8 protein-coding genes are annotated in these 14776 nt (G+C 59.0%); 5 read left to right on the forward strand and 3 right to left on the reverse strand.

Features of this window, described 5'->3' with window-relative positions:
* The first annotated feature begins 39 nt into the window (after positions 1–39).
* Positions 40–2661: a dermonecrotic toxin domain-containing protein gene (locus tag QRN38_RS01610; protein ID WP_057419044.1), complete on the forward strand. Its 2622-nt coding sequence runs from the start codon at positions 40–42 to the stop codon at positions 2659–2661.
* Positions 2662–2683: 22 nt separating this feature from the next.
* Here QRN38_RS01610 and QRN38_RS01615 read toward each other — a convergent pair whose 3' ends face one another.
* Both QRN38_RS01615 and putA read right to left on the reverse strand, forming a co-directional pair.
* On the reverse strand, positions 2684–4486 hold the full coding sequence (locus QRN38_RS01615) for an acyl-CoA dehydrogenase (RefSeq protein WP_057419034.1): 1803 nt from the start codon (positions 4484–4486) through the stop codon (positions 2684–2686).
* Positions 4487–4743: 257 nt separating this feature from the next.
* Positions 4744–8697: a trifunctional transcriptional regulator/proline dehydrogenase/L-glutamate gamma-semialdehyde dehydrogenase gene (putA, locus tag QRN38_RS01620; RefSeq protein WP_057419035.1), complete on the reverse strand. Its 3954-nt coding sequence runs from the start codon at positions 8695–8697 to the stop codon at positions 4744–4746.
* Between the two features lie 450 nt (positions 8698–9147).
* Between putA and putP the strand changes: the two genes are divergently transcribed.
* Positions 9148–10635, forward strand: coding sequence for a sodium/proline symporter PutP (gene putP / locus QRN38_RS01625; protein ID WP_007244567.1), 1488 nt, complete (start codon positions 9148–9150; stop codon positions 10633–10635).
* A gap of 96 nt (positions 10636–10731) precedes the next feature.
* Here the strand turns inward: putP and QRN38_RS01630 are convergent, their stop codons facing one another.
* Complete coding sequence (locus QRN38_RS01630) at positions 10732–11403, reverse strand: polysaccharide lyase family 7 protein (RefSeq protein ID WP_024667264.1); 672 nt, start codon at positions 11401–11403, stop codon at positions 10732–10734.
* A gap of 314 nt (positions 11404–11717) precedes the next feature.
* Between QRN38_RS01630 and QRN38_RS01635 the strand changes: the two genes are divergently transcribed.
* The 3 genes from QRN38_RS01635 to QRN38_RS01645 are packed head-to-tail and all read left to right on the forward strand — an operon-like array spanning position 11718 to position 14766.
* Positions 11718–13856 (forward strand): two-component system response regulator, encoded by a 2139-nt coding sequence (locus QRN38_RS01635; protein WP_057419036.1) that lies wholly within the window; start codon positions 11718–11720, stop codon positions 13854–13856.
* 32 nt (positions 13857–13888) lie between these two features.
* Complete coding sequence (locus QRN38_RS01640; RefSeq protein WP_057415594.1) at positions 13889–14413, forward strand: M48 metallopeptidase family protein; 525 nt, start codon at positions 13889–13891, stop codon at positions 14411–14413.
* A 56-nt stretch (positions 14414–14469) separates the two neighbouring features.
* Positions 14470–14766: a winged helix-turn-helix domain-containing protein gene (locus tag QRN38_RS01645; protein WP_005762949.1), complete on the forward strand. Its 297-nt coding sequence runs from the start codon at positions 14470–14472 to the stop codon at positions 14764–14766.
* The last annotated feature ends 10 nt before the right edge of the window (positions 14767–14776 follow it).

Here is a 14776-nt window from a genome sequence, read left to right on the forward strand (position 1 = left end):
ATGATTACGTGCATGACTTCTCTCATTCAGGAAGAAGTCATGTCATCCCAACCCCCGGCAACACCTAAAACTGATCAGCAACTGCTGCGTGAACGCGCGCGGCAGTTTGTTCTCGATTATCCCGACCTGCACGATCTGGCTTATAACGCAGCCACCAGGATCATGCGTCAGCACACGCAAAGGGTGTTCAACCCTGACAAGGTGTACTGGCATCGTTTCAGTAGCGCCAGCAGCAGCCCGCGCACCTTTACCGGCTGGCAGCATGCCGGGAAGCCAGTGCAGTCGATGACGTTGATCGAGCTGCTTATGAAGCACTTCAGTGCCCATGACCAGGAAGCCAGCGACGAGCTTTCCCTGTACGGCGGTTTCTATACCGATGGCCCGGATCACGAGTTTTTCGACGAGCGCAATGAGGTGCCCATGCTGCCTCAGGATGTGCTCAAGGACATGTGGACGCTCGATTTCAGCGGGCTGTACACCCGGCGTATGGAGCGGTTCTGGAGCCTGCACAGCGAGAATTTTTGCACCTTGGCCAAGGCACGCTATCTGGTTGCAGCCAGTCACTGCCTGCGCAAGGGCCAGCTTTCAGCCGATGATTTCAAGCGCGTCACGTGCGTTGTCATCGCCGACCCTTTGCAGACGCCTACGCTGAAGGCGTTGCAGGGCCCGCTTCCTGAAACTCCCGGCGTCACGGTACATACGCTGGATATCGATGGCATCAAGGCCCATGACATGCTGCGTATCGTCACCGCCGCTGGCCGCGAGATCATCTACTGGCCCGATGCCGAGCAGCCGTTCATGGCGTTCGATAGCGAACGTGCGGTGTACCGCTGGCTCAAGGCCCGGTTCATGGACGAGCACACCGACAAAGCGATAACACGTCAGTTTCTGCGTGGTGAGGCGTCCCGGACAAAGGACGGTGCGCAGTTTTTTCGCGCGGTGAGCCAGTTACTCGCGCATGACTGGCGTGCGGACGTCCGACTCGTCAACCTGGCGCAGGCACCTTTTGCGGGTGATCCCTTCGCGTACCTGCGAGACGTCGCCCGACAGGGGATGACCGCTGATGCGCGTGAGCTGCTGACCTCCAATGCGGACCTGCGCAAACAGATGTGGATCGGCTACCTGGGCGCATTCATGCAGGCGTTTGGCGGGCTTGCGCCGTTGGGCTGGCCGTTCGCCTTGACGCTGGTTGGCGCAAGTCTCGCCAATACCGGTTTGAACATCGATCAGGCGGTCAATGGCAAGACCGCTGCGCAGCGCAAGGCGGGCGTGCTGGGCGCGATCATCAACATCATTTATCTGCTGTTCAATCTGCCGTTGTTGATGTCCATACGCGCCGTCCCCCAGCCTGTGCCGGTAGCCGCAGCCGGAGGGCTGCCGATCTCCAGCGAGGTACTGGAAGGCAGCAGCGCGCCGGCCCATCCACTGGACAATATGGAGGGTAACCTGCTGCTCGACAGCCTGACGCCTTCCGCCGCAGAGGGCAGGTTTCGCGGCATTTACACGCTGGTTAATGGCGAAACCTGGATCAAGCTTGAGCACCTGCCCTATCGCGTGATGTTCAATGAACAGCAGCAATGCTGGTTTATCGTCAACCCGGACAACCCGTTTGCATTCGCAGGCAGCAAGCCGGTGCGTCTGAGTACCGACGGGGAGTGGGCGTTACTTGACTCGCCCGGTCTGCAGGGCGGTGCCCCGATGGATGTGCCGGTGCCGTCAAGCAGTGCATCCGCCGCGACGGGCAAGCCTTATATGACCGTGCACTCGGCCTTTTGGGACAGGTATCTGCAAACGGACCTGTTCAATGAGCAGCACTATGCCGAAGTGGCATTGGCCCGGCAGAAGGACGTGATGATGATTTGGGAGCCAGGCCCTGAAGAGGCCCCTGTGTCTGACTCATCACCCGACGGCGACGAGGTGTACAAAGACCCTTGGCATGGCAAACATCGGGTTTTTAAACTCGGTGAGGACGACTATTACGGCAGAAATATCATGCTCTATACCCAGGATGACGCTGAATTCAATCAGTTCCTGCGTACGGGCGAGGGCAAAAGGGCCAATCAGGTGCAACTCATCGAACGACTGGCCGATGACATTCAGGTGGTGGGGTACAACAATGATGTCGAGTTGTACCGCGGCGGCAGTGGTGATCGAGGGACCTCGGGTGCCGTGTTCCGCAGCGGGCAGATCAAGGTCGGTGATGTGCTGGTCAATACCGATGTCACTTCGTTCAGCGAAAACCCTTATGTGGTCAGCGCCTTCGCCAGCAGTCGGGCCGGGGCGCCCATTAACGCAATGATTGGGCCGGTAACGTTCGATGACACCTCAGTGGTCTTCGTTTTGCCCAAGGGCCGATACTTGAGGGCCACACCGATTGCGCCGTTTTCAGCCTCGCCAGAGGAGGCCGAATCGATCTTTTTGCCCGGCTGCTACTTTCAGATCGACAGCATCGAGGAAGTAAGCGGCGAGTTCTATCGCATCATGAAAATCCAGCTGCAGGAGGTCGATCGGCCAGTTCAGGGACGGGCGCTTTACGACATGCGCACGGGCGAAACCTTCACTCGGGAGCAGTACGCGCTCAAGCTAGGCGCAGACGCCAAGGGACTGGTCGACCGTTTTTTTCCGCAAAAACCGCTGACTGACCTGTTCAGCCCTCACTGATCAAGCGCTAGCCAGGTTTTCATCAGAACCAGTCATCGCGCATTGCCAGACAGGTGTCATCACGGTTTTCCAGAATCGCCAGTTCATGATGGCAGCCCGGTATTTCCCACGTCAGGAAATACCGGGCTGCTTGCAACTTGCCCTGGTAAAAATCACTGTCCGCCGAAGTACCTTTGCCCAGGCCTTCCTCGGCGCGGATTGCCTGTTCCAGCCAGCGCCAGCCGATTATCGTGTGACCGAATGCCTTGAGGTACAGCGCCGAGTTGGCCAGTGTGCTGGTGATCCTGCCTTGCGCCAGATCGCCCAGCAGCCCCAGAGTGACAGCCTGCAAGCGAGCAACCAATTGTTCCAGAGGCTGGCGCAGTTTAACGAGTGACTCGTGAGCCTGCGCGCGCTCGCAGGTGTTGGCGATCAGGCGCAGCAGTTGCTTGAGGGCGGTGCCACCGTTCTGCGCCAGCTTGCGCCCGAGCAGGTCCAGTGACTGGATGCCGTGAGTGCCTTCATGAATCGGATTGAGCCGGTTGTCGCGGTAGTACTGCTCAACGGGGTACTCGCGGGTGTAACCATGACCGCCGAGCACCTGAATCGCCAGTTCATTGGCCTTCAGGCAGAATTCCGAAGGCCAGGATTTGACGACGGGGGTCAGCAAGTCCAGCAGCTCATGGGCGTGCTTGCGCACGTCTTCGGTTTCCCCGGTCTGGGTGTCGTCGAACAGCCGTGAGGCATACAGGCACAGGTCGAATGCGCCCTCTACGTAAGCCTTCTGGGTCAGCAACATGCGCCGCACGTCAGCGTGCTGAATGATCGGCACGGGCGCGCTCTCGGGGCTTTTGCTGTCGGGCAGGCGACCCTGAGGTCGATCCCGGGCGTAATCCAGCGAATACAGATAACCCGAGTAGCCCAACATGACAGCACCCAGGCCAACGCCGATACGCGCTTCGTTCATCATCTGGAACATGTAACTCAAACCGTGATGAGGCTTGCCGACCAGATAGCCGACGCATTCGCCGTTATCGCCGAAATTCAGCGCTGTAGAGGTAGTGCCTTTCCAGCCCATCTTGTGAAACAGCCCGGCAAGCAGCACATCGTTACGCTTGCCGAGACTGCCGTCGTCGTTGACCAGAAACTTAGGCACGATGAACAGTGAGATGCCTTTGACGCCACCTGGCGCATCCGGCAGTTTCGCCAGCACCAGGTGCACGATATTTTCCGACAGCGAATGATCGCCCCCGGAAATGAATATCTTGTTGCCGCGCAGCCGATACGTACCGTCATCTGCCGGTTCGGCGCGTGTGCGGATGTCTGACAATGATGAACCCGCATGGGGCTCGGTCAGCGCCATCGTGCCGAAAAAGCGTCCCTCGATCATCGGTTGCAGAAAGCGTTGTTTGTGCTCGTCACTGCCAAAACTTTCGATCAGGTTGGCGGCGCCCATGGTCAGAAACGGATAGGACGTGGTCCCGACGTTGGCGGCCTGAAAGTGGGCAAAGCAGGCTTGCGACAGCAGGGTAGGCAATTGCATGCCACCTGCGTGGAAATCACGCGATGCGTTGAGAAAGCCCGCCGCAATAAACGCATCCACCGCAGGCTTGACCTCCGGGATCAGAATCGCCTCGCCATGTTCATAGCGCGGTTCGTTTTCGTCGGCCTTGCGGTTGTGCGGTGCAAAGTACTTTTCCGCGATGACGCGCGCTGTCCCCAGGGCTGCGTCAAAGGTTTCCCGCGAGTGCTCGGCAAAGCGCTCGCGACCCGTCAGACCTTCGGCGTCCAGCACTTCATACAGCTCGAAAGCCAGGTTTCGGGAACTGAGCAGCGACTCGGACATGATGGCGTACCTGTTCTTGGAATAGGCTCAGTCTAGGTTGCGTCGCGGGAAGAGGGTAGCAAGATTGATGAGGGTGATAGGCGAGCGTCGGAGAGAGGTATTGCTGTTAATAAAAACGGCACGCCGACACGGAGCGTCGCACGATAGTTGAGATTATCGTTCCTCACGCTCCAGCGTGGGAATGCCTTGCGTGACGCTCCGCGTCACAAATCTGTGCCACGCTGGGGACTCAATATCAGTCCCCAGCTCCTATCGCATCATCCTATCGTCATCAAGCTCGCATTGCCCCCCGCAGCCGCCGTGTTGACGCTCAGTGCGCGTTCGATTACCAGGCGTTCCAGAGGGACGTTGGTTTCGCCGTGGGACAGGCCGTTGACGCCGACGATTGCGCCGCTGCGCTGGGCGATCTGTTGGCAGATGGCGCGTAGCTGATCGGAGTCGCCGTGGTGCAGGACGGCGTCGAAGGTGACTTCGTCCTTGGCCCAGTCAGGCACCAGCTTGATGCGGGCCTGAACTTCTTTTGGCAGGCGAGCGAAGAGCGGTTTGCTGATGTCGGTTTCCGGCCATACGGCTGAGCTGCCGACCGCCAGCACCGCTGCCAGTTGAGTCAGCAGGTCGGTTTCGTCATCGGCAAGGCACAGCACGTGCTCGCGTGGCAGGATGGCGTAGCTGTTGCGCTCGCCGGTCGGGCCGGCCAGTTGACGGGTGATGCCGCTTTGCGATTGCTCGGCGTACTGGCCGCACAGCACATCCAGTTCGGCGTGCTGGCTGCTCGCTGCCCAGGCCTTCAAGGCTTGCAGCGGTTTGCTCATCACTTCGCGCAGACGTGTATCCGGTGCAACCAGTGCATCGCCACGCACAAACGATTTTTCGATGGCATCCAGCGGTCGTGTCGACAACAGGCGATACAGGTACAGCGGGCCACCGGCTTTAGGGCCGGTGCCAGACAGGCCTTCGCCGCCAAACGGCTGAACCCCGACCACGGCACCGACGATGTTGCGGTTGACGTAGACGTTACCGGCGTTGACGTTATCGATGACCTTGGCGATGGTTTCGTCGATGCGCGTGTGCACGCCGAGCGTCAGGCCGTAGCCGGATGCATTGATCTGGTCGATCAACAGGCCGAGCTCCTTGCGCTTGTAGCGCACCACGTGCAGCACCGGGCCGAAGATTTCGCGTTGCAGTTCATCGAAGCTTTCCAGCTCGATCAAGGTTGGCATCACGTAGGTGCCGCGCTTGAGTTCGGCGCTTTCGGCGATGGCAACCTGATAAACCGTGCGGCCCTTGTCGCGCATCGCCTGGATGTGTTTCTCGATTCCGGCCTTGGCCTCGGCATCGATCACCGGCCCGATGTCCACGGACAGGCGTTCCGGGTTGCCCAGACGGCTTTCGGCCATCGCGCCCTTGAGCATTTCAATGACGCGATCGGCCGAATCTTCCTGCAGGCACAGCACGCGCAGTGCCGAGCAACGTTGCCCGGCGCTGTCGAACGCCGAGGACACTACGTCGATGACCACTTGTTCGGTCAGCGCCGAGGAGTCCACGATCATTGCGTTCTGGCCGCCGGTTTCGGCGATTAGTGGGATAGGGCGACCCTGAGAGTCGAGGCGACCGGCGACATTGCGTTGCAGCAGGCGGGCGACTTCGGTGGAGCCGGTGAACATCACGCCCTTGACGCGCTCATCGCCCACCAGCCCGGCCCCGACGGTTTCACCGCGACCGGGCAGCAATTGCACCACGCCTTCCGGGATCCCGGCTTCAAGCAGCAGGCGTACCGCCTGAGCGGCAATCAGCGGCGTCTGCTCGGCGGGTTTGGCCAGTACCGGGTTACCTGCAGCCAATGCAGCCGCCACCTGACCACTGAAGATTGCCAGCGGGAAGTTCCATGGGCTGATGCAGACCACCGGGCCCAAAGGACGGTGCGCATCATTGGTGAAGTCGTTGCGCGCCTGCACTGCGTAGTAGCGCAGGAAGTCCACCGCTTCACGTACTTCGGCGATGGCGTTGGCGAACGTCTTGCCTGCTTCACGGACCAGCAGGCCCATCAGCGGCTGAATCTCGCCTTCCATCAGGTCGGCGGCGCGCTCCAGAATCGCGGCGCGTTCGGCGGGCGGCGTGGCCTGCCAGATCGGGCCGGCGCTCAAGGCGCACTGGATGGCATTATCGACATCCTGCAAGGAGGCTTCCTGCACATGGCCGACCACGTCACGCAGATCCGACGGGTTCAACGCCGCAGCAAGTGTGCCTTCGCTGGCCGGGCAGCCGAGCATTGGCGCAGCTTTCCAGTCGTTGTGCGCGGTCGACAGCAGGGCTGAGGACAGCGACGCCAGACGATGTTCGTTGGCCATATCGATGCCGCTGGAGTTGGCGCGCTCGGTGCCATACAGGTCGCGCGGCAGCGGAATACGCGGGTGTGGCAAGCCGAACCCGCCTTCCTGCGTTGCCATGCGTTCGATCTGGTTGACCGGATCGGCGACGAGTTCCTGAATCGAGATCGAATGGTCGGCAATCCGGTTGACGAACGAGGTGTTGGCGCCGTTCTCCAGCAGGCGCCGGACCAGATAGGCCAGCAGCGTTTCGTGAGTGCCAACCGGCGCGTACACACGGCACGGACGGTTCAGCTTGCCGTCGGCGACTTTGCCAACAACCTGCTCGTAGAGTGGCTCGCCCATGCCGTGCAGGCACTGGAACTCGTACTGGCCGGGGTAATAATTCTGACCTGCAATCTGGTAGATGGCCGCCAGGGTGTGGGCGTTGTGGGTGGCGAACTGCGGATAGATGACTTCCGGTGCGGCCAGCAGTTTGCGGGCGCAGGCGATATAGGAAACGTCGGTGTACACCTTGCGGGTGTAGACCGGATAGCCTTCCAGACCTTCAACCTGCGCGCGCTTGATTTCGCTGTCCCAGTACGCGCCTTTTACCAGGCGGATCATCAGGCGATGACGACTGCGCCGAGCCAGATCGATCACGTAGTCGATCACATAAGGGCAGCGCTTCTGGTAAGCCTGAATCACGAAACCGATGCCGTTCCAGCCGGTCAGTTGCGGCTCGAAGCACAGGCGCTCAAGCAGATCAAGCGACAGCTCCAGGCGGTCGGCTTCCTCGGCGTCGATGTTCAGGCCGATGTCGTACTGTTTGGCCAGCAGGGTCAGCGACAGCAGGCGCGGGTAGAGCTCGTCCATGACGCGCTCGTACTGGGCGCGGCTGTAGCGCGGATGCAGTGCTGACAGCTTGATGGAAATACCCGGGCCTTCGTAGATGCCGCGACCGTGGGAGGCTTTGCCGATGGAATGAATGGCCTGCTCGTAGGACGCCAGATATTTCTGCGCGTCGTGTTCGGTCAACGCCGCTTCACCTAGCATGTCGTAGGAGTAGCGGAAGCCCTTGGCTTCGAAACGACTGGCATTGGCCAGAGCCTCGCCAATGGTTTCGCCGGTGACGAACTGCTCACCCATCAGGCGCATGGCCATGTCGACGCCCTTGCGGATCATCGGTTCGCCGCGCTTGCCGATGATCCGGCTCAGCGAGGAGGTCAGGCCTGCTTCGTTGTGCGTGGCGACCAGCTTGCCGGTCAGCAGCAGGCCCCAGGTGGCTGCGTTGACGAACAGCGACGGGCTGTTGCCCAGGTGCGGCTGCCAGTTGCCGTTGCTGATCTTGTCGCGAATCAAGGCATCGCGAGTGCCTTTGTCGGGAATACGCAGCAGTGCTTCAGCCAGACACATCAGGGCAACGCCTTCCTGGGAGGACAGCGAAAACTCCTGCAGCAGGCCTTGAACGATGCCTGCGCGCCCGCCTGCGCTTTTTTGATTGCGCAGTTTTTCGGCAATCGACGCGGCGAGCTTGTTGGTCGCTTCGGCGACAGGCGCTGTCAGGCGTGCCTGTTCCAGCAGCATAGGCACCACTTCCTGCTCCGGGCGACGGTAGGCGGAAGTGATCGCCGCACGCAGCACTGACTGCGGCTGAATGCTTTCGGCAAAATCCAGAAAGCATTGCAGACCTGCATCTTCTGCCAGCTCACCACGGTCTTCGCTGTCTTTGCCTGTCGCGCCGTTCAGCTCAAGTAAGGTTGCACCACTTTCCAGCTTTTCCAGGTAATTGAAAATCGCCTGCTTGATCAACCAGTGCGGCGTGCGGTCGATCGAATGGGCGGCGGCTTTCAATCGCTCGCGGGTAGGGTCGTCGAGCTTGACGCCCAAAGTGGTGGTGGCCATGTATTGTCCTCATTGTAGCCACTGCAAGTGTGGCGTCGGCTTTCACGCAGATTAGCGTCGAGGCGGGGGTGGGTGCAACCGAGTGCAACCCGTTTTCGAGAATATTTTGTGACATTTCTGTCAGGCAGTCAGATGAGCACCTGCTGTGCCCGGTGATGGTGCGCAATTTTTTGTAACTTATATCGAAAACGCACTAAAGGGGCGCGAAAACGCACAACTGTGTATTTTTTGTAACAGGTGCAACTCATGAGGTGAAATGGGTTGCACCTTGTGCGCTTTGTTTAATAGGATTCGCCCCTGCGGAGCAACCGCCAGTCATTGATTGCCGTACCTCACGGAGCGGTCAGTCAGCGCGGTGTCGGGTGCAAAGGCGCGTATGCACTGATAAGTCGGTCGCTACCCCCTTTTGGCATCGGGTGCCAACATAAAAACAATGCCAAGGCAGAACTCATGAGTGTCAGCAACCCTACCTTGATCACGTTCGTGATCTACATCGCGGCAATGGTATTGATCGGCCTGATGGCGTATCGCTCCACCAACAACCTGTCGGATTACATCCTTGGCGGACGTAGCCTGGGCAGTGTGGTCACTGCTCTTTCGGCGGGCGCCTCGGACATGAGCGGCTGGCTGCTGATGGGTTTGCCGGGGGCTATCTACATGTCCGGCCTGTCGGAAAGCTGGATCGCCATCGGTCTGATCATCGGTGCGTACCTGAACTGGCTGTTCGTCGCCGGCCGTCTGCGCGTGCAGACCGAGCACAACGGTGATGCGCTGACCCTGCCGGATTACTTCAGCAGCCGCTTTGAAGACAACAGCGGCCTGCTGCGCATCATTTCGGCCATCGTGATTCTGGTGTTCTTCACCATTTATTGCGCCTCTGGCATCGTTGCCGGCGCGCGTCTGTTTGAAAGCACCTTCGGCATGTCCTACGAAACCGCCCTGTGGGCCGGCGCTGCGGCGACCATCGCCTACACCTTCGTCGGTGGTTTTCTGGCTGTGAGCTGGACAGACACCGTGCAGGCCACGCTGATGATCTTCGCCCTCATCCTGACGCCGATCATCGTTCTGCTGGCGACCGGCGGGGTCGACACGACCTTCCTGGCGATTGAAGCGAAAGACCCGACCAGCTTCGACATGTTCAAGAACACCACATTCATCGGCATCATTTCCCTGCTCGGCTGGGGCCTGGGTTATTTCGGTCAGCCGCATATCCTGGCGCGCTTCATGGCGGCGGATTCGGTCAAGTCGATTGCCAGCGCCCGACGCATTTCCATGGCCTGGATGATCCTGTGCCTGGGCGGCACCGTGGCGGTCGGCTTCTTCGGCATCGCTTATTTCTCCGCGCACCCGGAGGTCGCCGGGCCGGTTACCGAGAACCCGGAGCGGGTGTTCATCGAGCTGGCCAAGCTGCTGTTCAATCCATGGGTTGCCGGTGTGCTGTTGTCGGCCATTCTGGCTGCGGTGATGAGTACGCTGAGCTGCCAGTTGCTGGTGTGTTCCAGTGCGCTGACCGAAGACTTCTACAAGGCTTATCTGCGCAAGGGTGCTTCACAGCTTGAGCTGGTATGGGTCGGCCGCGCGATGGTGCTGCTGATCGCGATCATCGCCATTTTGCTGGCTGCCAACCCCGAGAACCGCGTGCTGGGTCTGGTGAGCTACGCCTGGGCGGGCTTCGGCGCAGCATTTGGTCCTGTGGTACTGATTTCCGTGCTGTGGAAGGGCATGACCCGTAACGGCGCGTTGGCCGGTGTGATTGTCGGTGCAGCCACCGTGGTGCTCTGGAAGCAATTCAGCACCATGGGCCTGTATGAAATTATCCCCGGTTTCATTCTTGCCAGCATTGCCATCGTGGTGTTCAGTCTGATTGGCACACCGGCATCGGCTTCGATGAAAGCGCGCTTTCTGGCAGCCGAGCAAGAGTTCAAAGCCAACCGTTGATCACGCGCTGTTTGAATAGCGGCTGAAATAAAAGCGGCCCGCACTTCCTGTGAAGTGCGGGCCGTTTTTTTTGCTTAAGCGGTGCCTGCGCGCCATTCAGCTTTTGTTGTGATCGATATCAAGGTTATAGAACGTGGCCTTGCCGCCCTCCGAGGTGTACCCGGTATTGTCCTGGGTATAAACACCTGCCTTGAAGTACAGCGGCTTGTCGCGCCAGGTCTTGCTGATGCGCTTGCTCCAGTCGGTGTCGTTGATGCTGACCGTCAATTTGCCGCCCTTGCTCAGGTGAATGACGTAATTGAAGGTCTGATTCAGCTTCACACCTTCGACTATCGTATAGACCTTGCTGTCGTCGTCATCATAACGATTGCGAACTTTCGCAACGATGTCGCCAGTCTTGGTGTCTTCCTTGTACTGGTACTCGACTTTCAGAAGCGGTTCGGTGCTTTCGTAGGCGTGGATCTGGCCGATCACGATCTTGCCCGACGAGGGTACCTGATCGACTTCCAGTTTGGCGTTCAGGTAATTGTCCGCATCCGGGTACACCCAGTTACGCAGCGTGCCGTCGGACCATGTTTCCCGTAACTCGCTGCGTGAATACTTGGCGTTTTCGGTCTTGGTCCCGGTTACCGGTGACCAGAACACAATGGAGTCCGATTTGGATTTGAAGTATTTGCCGTCATAACCTTTCACAAGCTGAGCGGTTGTAATGGTCTTGGGGGGTGAGCCCACTGGAATGCTGAGTTGGTACGATCCTAGATCGATCATTGCTTATCCTTCCGCGCATGTTTTTTTGCTACCAAGGGGGGCCTCTAGCGAGAGGGTTTGAGGGCGTTTTATACGGATTGTAGGGCAATTTGTTAATGGAAAGTTGTCGAACCAATGACGTCAAAGTGCTGTCACTTTTCCTGCAGGGCAGGCCCTGTAAGGCGTGCAGAGAATGACCGTTAGTCGGTTAGATCGAACTTTGAGGGTAGGGAAGAGGTGCCTTGCTTCTGCTTTTGGCGAGACGGGGCTAGAGTTATTCCAAAGTATGACGGTCATCCTGAAACCCAGGCGTCATGCCCACACAGAGAAGCAGCATGGAACGCGTGCCAACCCAACCTCATGATGGCTCTTCGGTTTTACTGGTAGTAGACGATTACCCGGAAAATCTGGTGACGATGTGCGCCGTTCTGCAAAGAACGGACTGGCACATCGTGACTGCAAGCTCAGGAATCGAAGCACTGACGGTGCTTCTGGAACAGGAAGTCGACCTGGTTCTGCTGGATGTGCAGATGCCGGGTATGGACGGTTTCGAGGTTGCACGCCTGATGCGTGGCAGCCAGCGTACCCGTCTTACGCCGATCATTTTTCTCACGGCCAATGAGCAGACTCAGGATGCCGTGCAGAAGGGCTATGCCAATGGTGCGACGGATTACCTGTTCAAGCCCTTCGACCCCAATGTGCTCAAGCCCAAGGTGCAGACCCTGCTTGAGCAGCAGCGCAACCGTCGTGCGCTGCAACAATTATCGATGGAGCTGGAATCGGCTCGTGCATTCAACGCGTCAGTGCTGGCCAATGTGGCCGAAGGCATTCTGGTGGTCGATGAAGCGGGCAATATCAGCTTCGCCAACCCGGCCATCTGCCAGTTGTTGAACGCCTCGGTCGATCAATTGCGCGGAACGCAGGTGCTCGACTATGTCATCGAGCCGCAAGTCAGCAGTTGGCTGGAGTCGGGTTTCTACCAGCACTATCGCAAGGCCGACACTTATCGCGTACACGACGCCATCCTGCGTACCGCACAGGGTTCGCAATTACCGGTGGCGCTGTCATGCGCGGCGCTGCCTGCCGAACAGAAGGCGATGGTGTTGACGGTGCTCGACATGTCGGTGGTGCGTGATCTTTATCAGCAACTGGAAAAGCAGGCGGTTACCGATGCCCTGACCGGTTTGCTCAACCGGCGCGGGCTGTATCAGGCGGTTGAAAGCATGCTGTTGCGCAACGAGCGTGCAGACAAATACCTGGTCGTGCTGTTCATGGACCTGGACGGCTTCAAGCAGATCAATGATGCCCTGGGCCATGATGCCGGCGATCAGGTGTTGCTCTGGGTCGCCGAGCAGTTCAAGGACAGCATGCGGCCCTATGACGTACTGGCGCGTATCGGTGGCGACGAATTCACGGTGGTGATCGACGGGCTTGATTACCCCGAGCAGGCGGCAAAAATCGCCGAAAAGCTGATTGAGCGTGTGTCCGGGCGCCGGCAGGTCAACGGTGTTGATATCACCCTTGGCGCCAGTGTCGGGATTGCCACCTTCCCCGATTGCGGCTCGAATCTGGACGGTTTGTTACGTGCGGCAGATATCGCCATGTACGAAGCCAAGCGTGCCGGGCGTCAGCAATACCGGTTCTACGACCAGAACATGAACGGCCGCGCCCGCTCCAGGTTGATGCTTGAAGAGAGTGTGCGCACGGCCATCGACGGCAAGGACTTTTCGGTGGTGTATCAGCCGCAGATCCACGTCGGCGACGGTCGGCTGCGCGGTTTCGAGGCGCTTTTGCGCTGGCAGCACCCGGCGGTAGGCGAAGTGCCTCCGGCGTTGTTCATTCCCTTGCTCGAAGAAACCCGACTGATCAACCGGCTGGGTGGCTGGATCTTCGATCAGGGCGCCGAGCAGTGTCAGGCATGGAGCGGCGTGTTTGCCCCTGATGTGGTGCTGAGCGTGTGCGTCAGCCCCACACAGTTCTGCATGCCCAATCTGGCGTCCGAACTCAAGCGTGCTATGGATCGCTTCGGGTTGAAACCAGGGCAGATTGAGGTGGAAATCACCGAAGGCTCGCTGGTGCACAACCTCACGCACAGCCACAAGCAACTGAAGTTGCTGCATGAAGTCGGTGTGCGCATTGCACTGGACGACTTCGGAACGGGTGAGTGTTCGCTGTCGCACCTGCGCAATCTTCAGCTTGATACGTTGAAGCTCGACAGGCGCTTTGTGGCCAACATCGTGGAGTCCAGGCGAGAGGCGGCAATGGCCAGAAGCATCATCGATTTGAGTCGCAACCTCGATATGCTGGTCATCGCCGAGGGCGTCGAAACCATCGAGCAATATCAGTGGCTGGCCGATAATGGTTGTCAGGTCATGCAGGGCTTTCTGATCGCTCATCCGATGGTGGCGGAAGACGCCTTGCACTTTCCAGGGCACTTTGAGCCGGCAGGCTTGAAGAAGGGTGGTTTGCTGTAGAATGGTGTCTTTCGATTTAATGCCAAGGCCCCATGACTGCATCCAGCCAGGCTCCACTCAAATACCTGCAGGCCTACCCGCAGGCGCTGCAGGATCAGGTGCATCAACTGATCGCACAGGATCGCCTGGCCGATTACCTGCAACAGCGTTACCCTGCGGGCCATCAGATTCAGAGTGACAAGGCTCTTTACGCTTACGCACTGGCCCTCAAGCAGGACCATCTGCGCAACGCGCCAGCCATCAAAAAGGTCCTGTTCGATAACCGCCTGGACCTCACCCACCGCGCGCTCGGGCTGCACACCAAGATATCCCGAGTGCAGGGCGGCAAGCTCAAGGCCAGTAACGAGATCCGCGTGGCGGCCTTGTTCAAGGAAGCCCCGGCAGAATTTCTGAAGATGATCGTGGTTCACGAACTGGCGCACTTTCGCGAGTCGGACCACAACAAGGCGTTCTACCAACTGTGCGAGCACATGCTGCCCGGCTATCACCAAGTGGAATTCGACCTGCGCGTTTATCTGACCTATAACGAGCTGCGAGCTTCAAGCGGCAAGTTTTGAGCTGCAAGCTACGGGCTTGGCGCCGGGCGTTGAATGCATTTAAAAAGGATTCATTGATGGAGATCAGCAAGACCAAAAGCAGCTTCTATCGTCGCCTGTATGTGGCGTACCTGATTGATTCAAAGCTCGCCTGCAGCGTACCGGAACTGACCGCAGTAACCGGCATGCCCCGCCGCACCGCGCAGGACACCATCAGTGCGCTCGCCGACCTGAACATTGAGTGTGAATTCGAACAGCAGGAAGGTGCCCGCAATCACGCAGGCGCTTATCGCATTCGCGACTGGGGCGCCATTGACAAGACCTGGATCGCCCGCAACCTGACCGGCATCAAAGACGTGCTCGGGTATCCCTGAGGAGCCGCTG

Source organism: Pseudomonas sp. CFBP2511, from assembly GCF_030209255.1.
Classification (GTDB): domain Bacteria; phylum Pseudomonadota; class Gammaproteobacteria; order Pseudomonadales; family Pseudomonadaceae; genus Aquipseudomonas; species Aquipseudomonas avellanae.

Coding starts and splice junctions, on each gene's coding strand:
- QRN38_RS01610 (WP_057419044.1), top strand. CDS start 40: ATGTCATCCCAACCCCCGGCAACACCTAAAACTGATCAGCAACTGCTG.
- QRN38_RS01615 (WP_057419034.1), bottom strand. CDS start 4,486: ATGTCCGAGTCGCTGCTCAGTTCCCGAAACCTGGCTTTCGAGCTGTAT.
- putA (WP_057419035.1), bottom strand. CDS start 8,697: ATGGCCACCACCACTTTGGGCGTCAAGCTCGACGACCCTACCCGCGAG.
- putP (WP_007244567.1), top strand. CDS start 9,148: ATGAGTGTCAGCAACCCTACCTTGATCACGTTCGTGATCTACATCGCG.
- QRN38_RS01630 (WP_024667264.1), bottom strand. CDS start 11,403: ATGATCGATCTAGGATCGTACCAACTCAGCATTCCAGTGGGCTCACCC.
- QRN38_RS01635 (WP_057419036.1), top strand. CDS start 11,718: ATGGAACGCGTGCCAACCCAACCTCATGATGGCTCTTCGGTTTTACTG.
- QRN38_RS01640 (WP_057415594.1), top strand. CDS start 13,889: ATGACTGCATCCAGCCAGGCTCCACTCAAATACCTGCAGGCCTACCCG.
- QRN38_RS01645 (WP_005762949.1), top strand. CDS start 14,470: ATGGAGATCAGCAAGACCAAAAGCAGCTTCTATCGTCGCCTGTATGTG.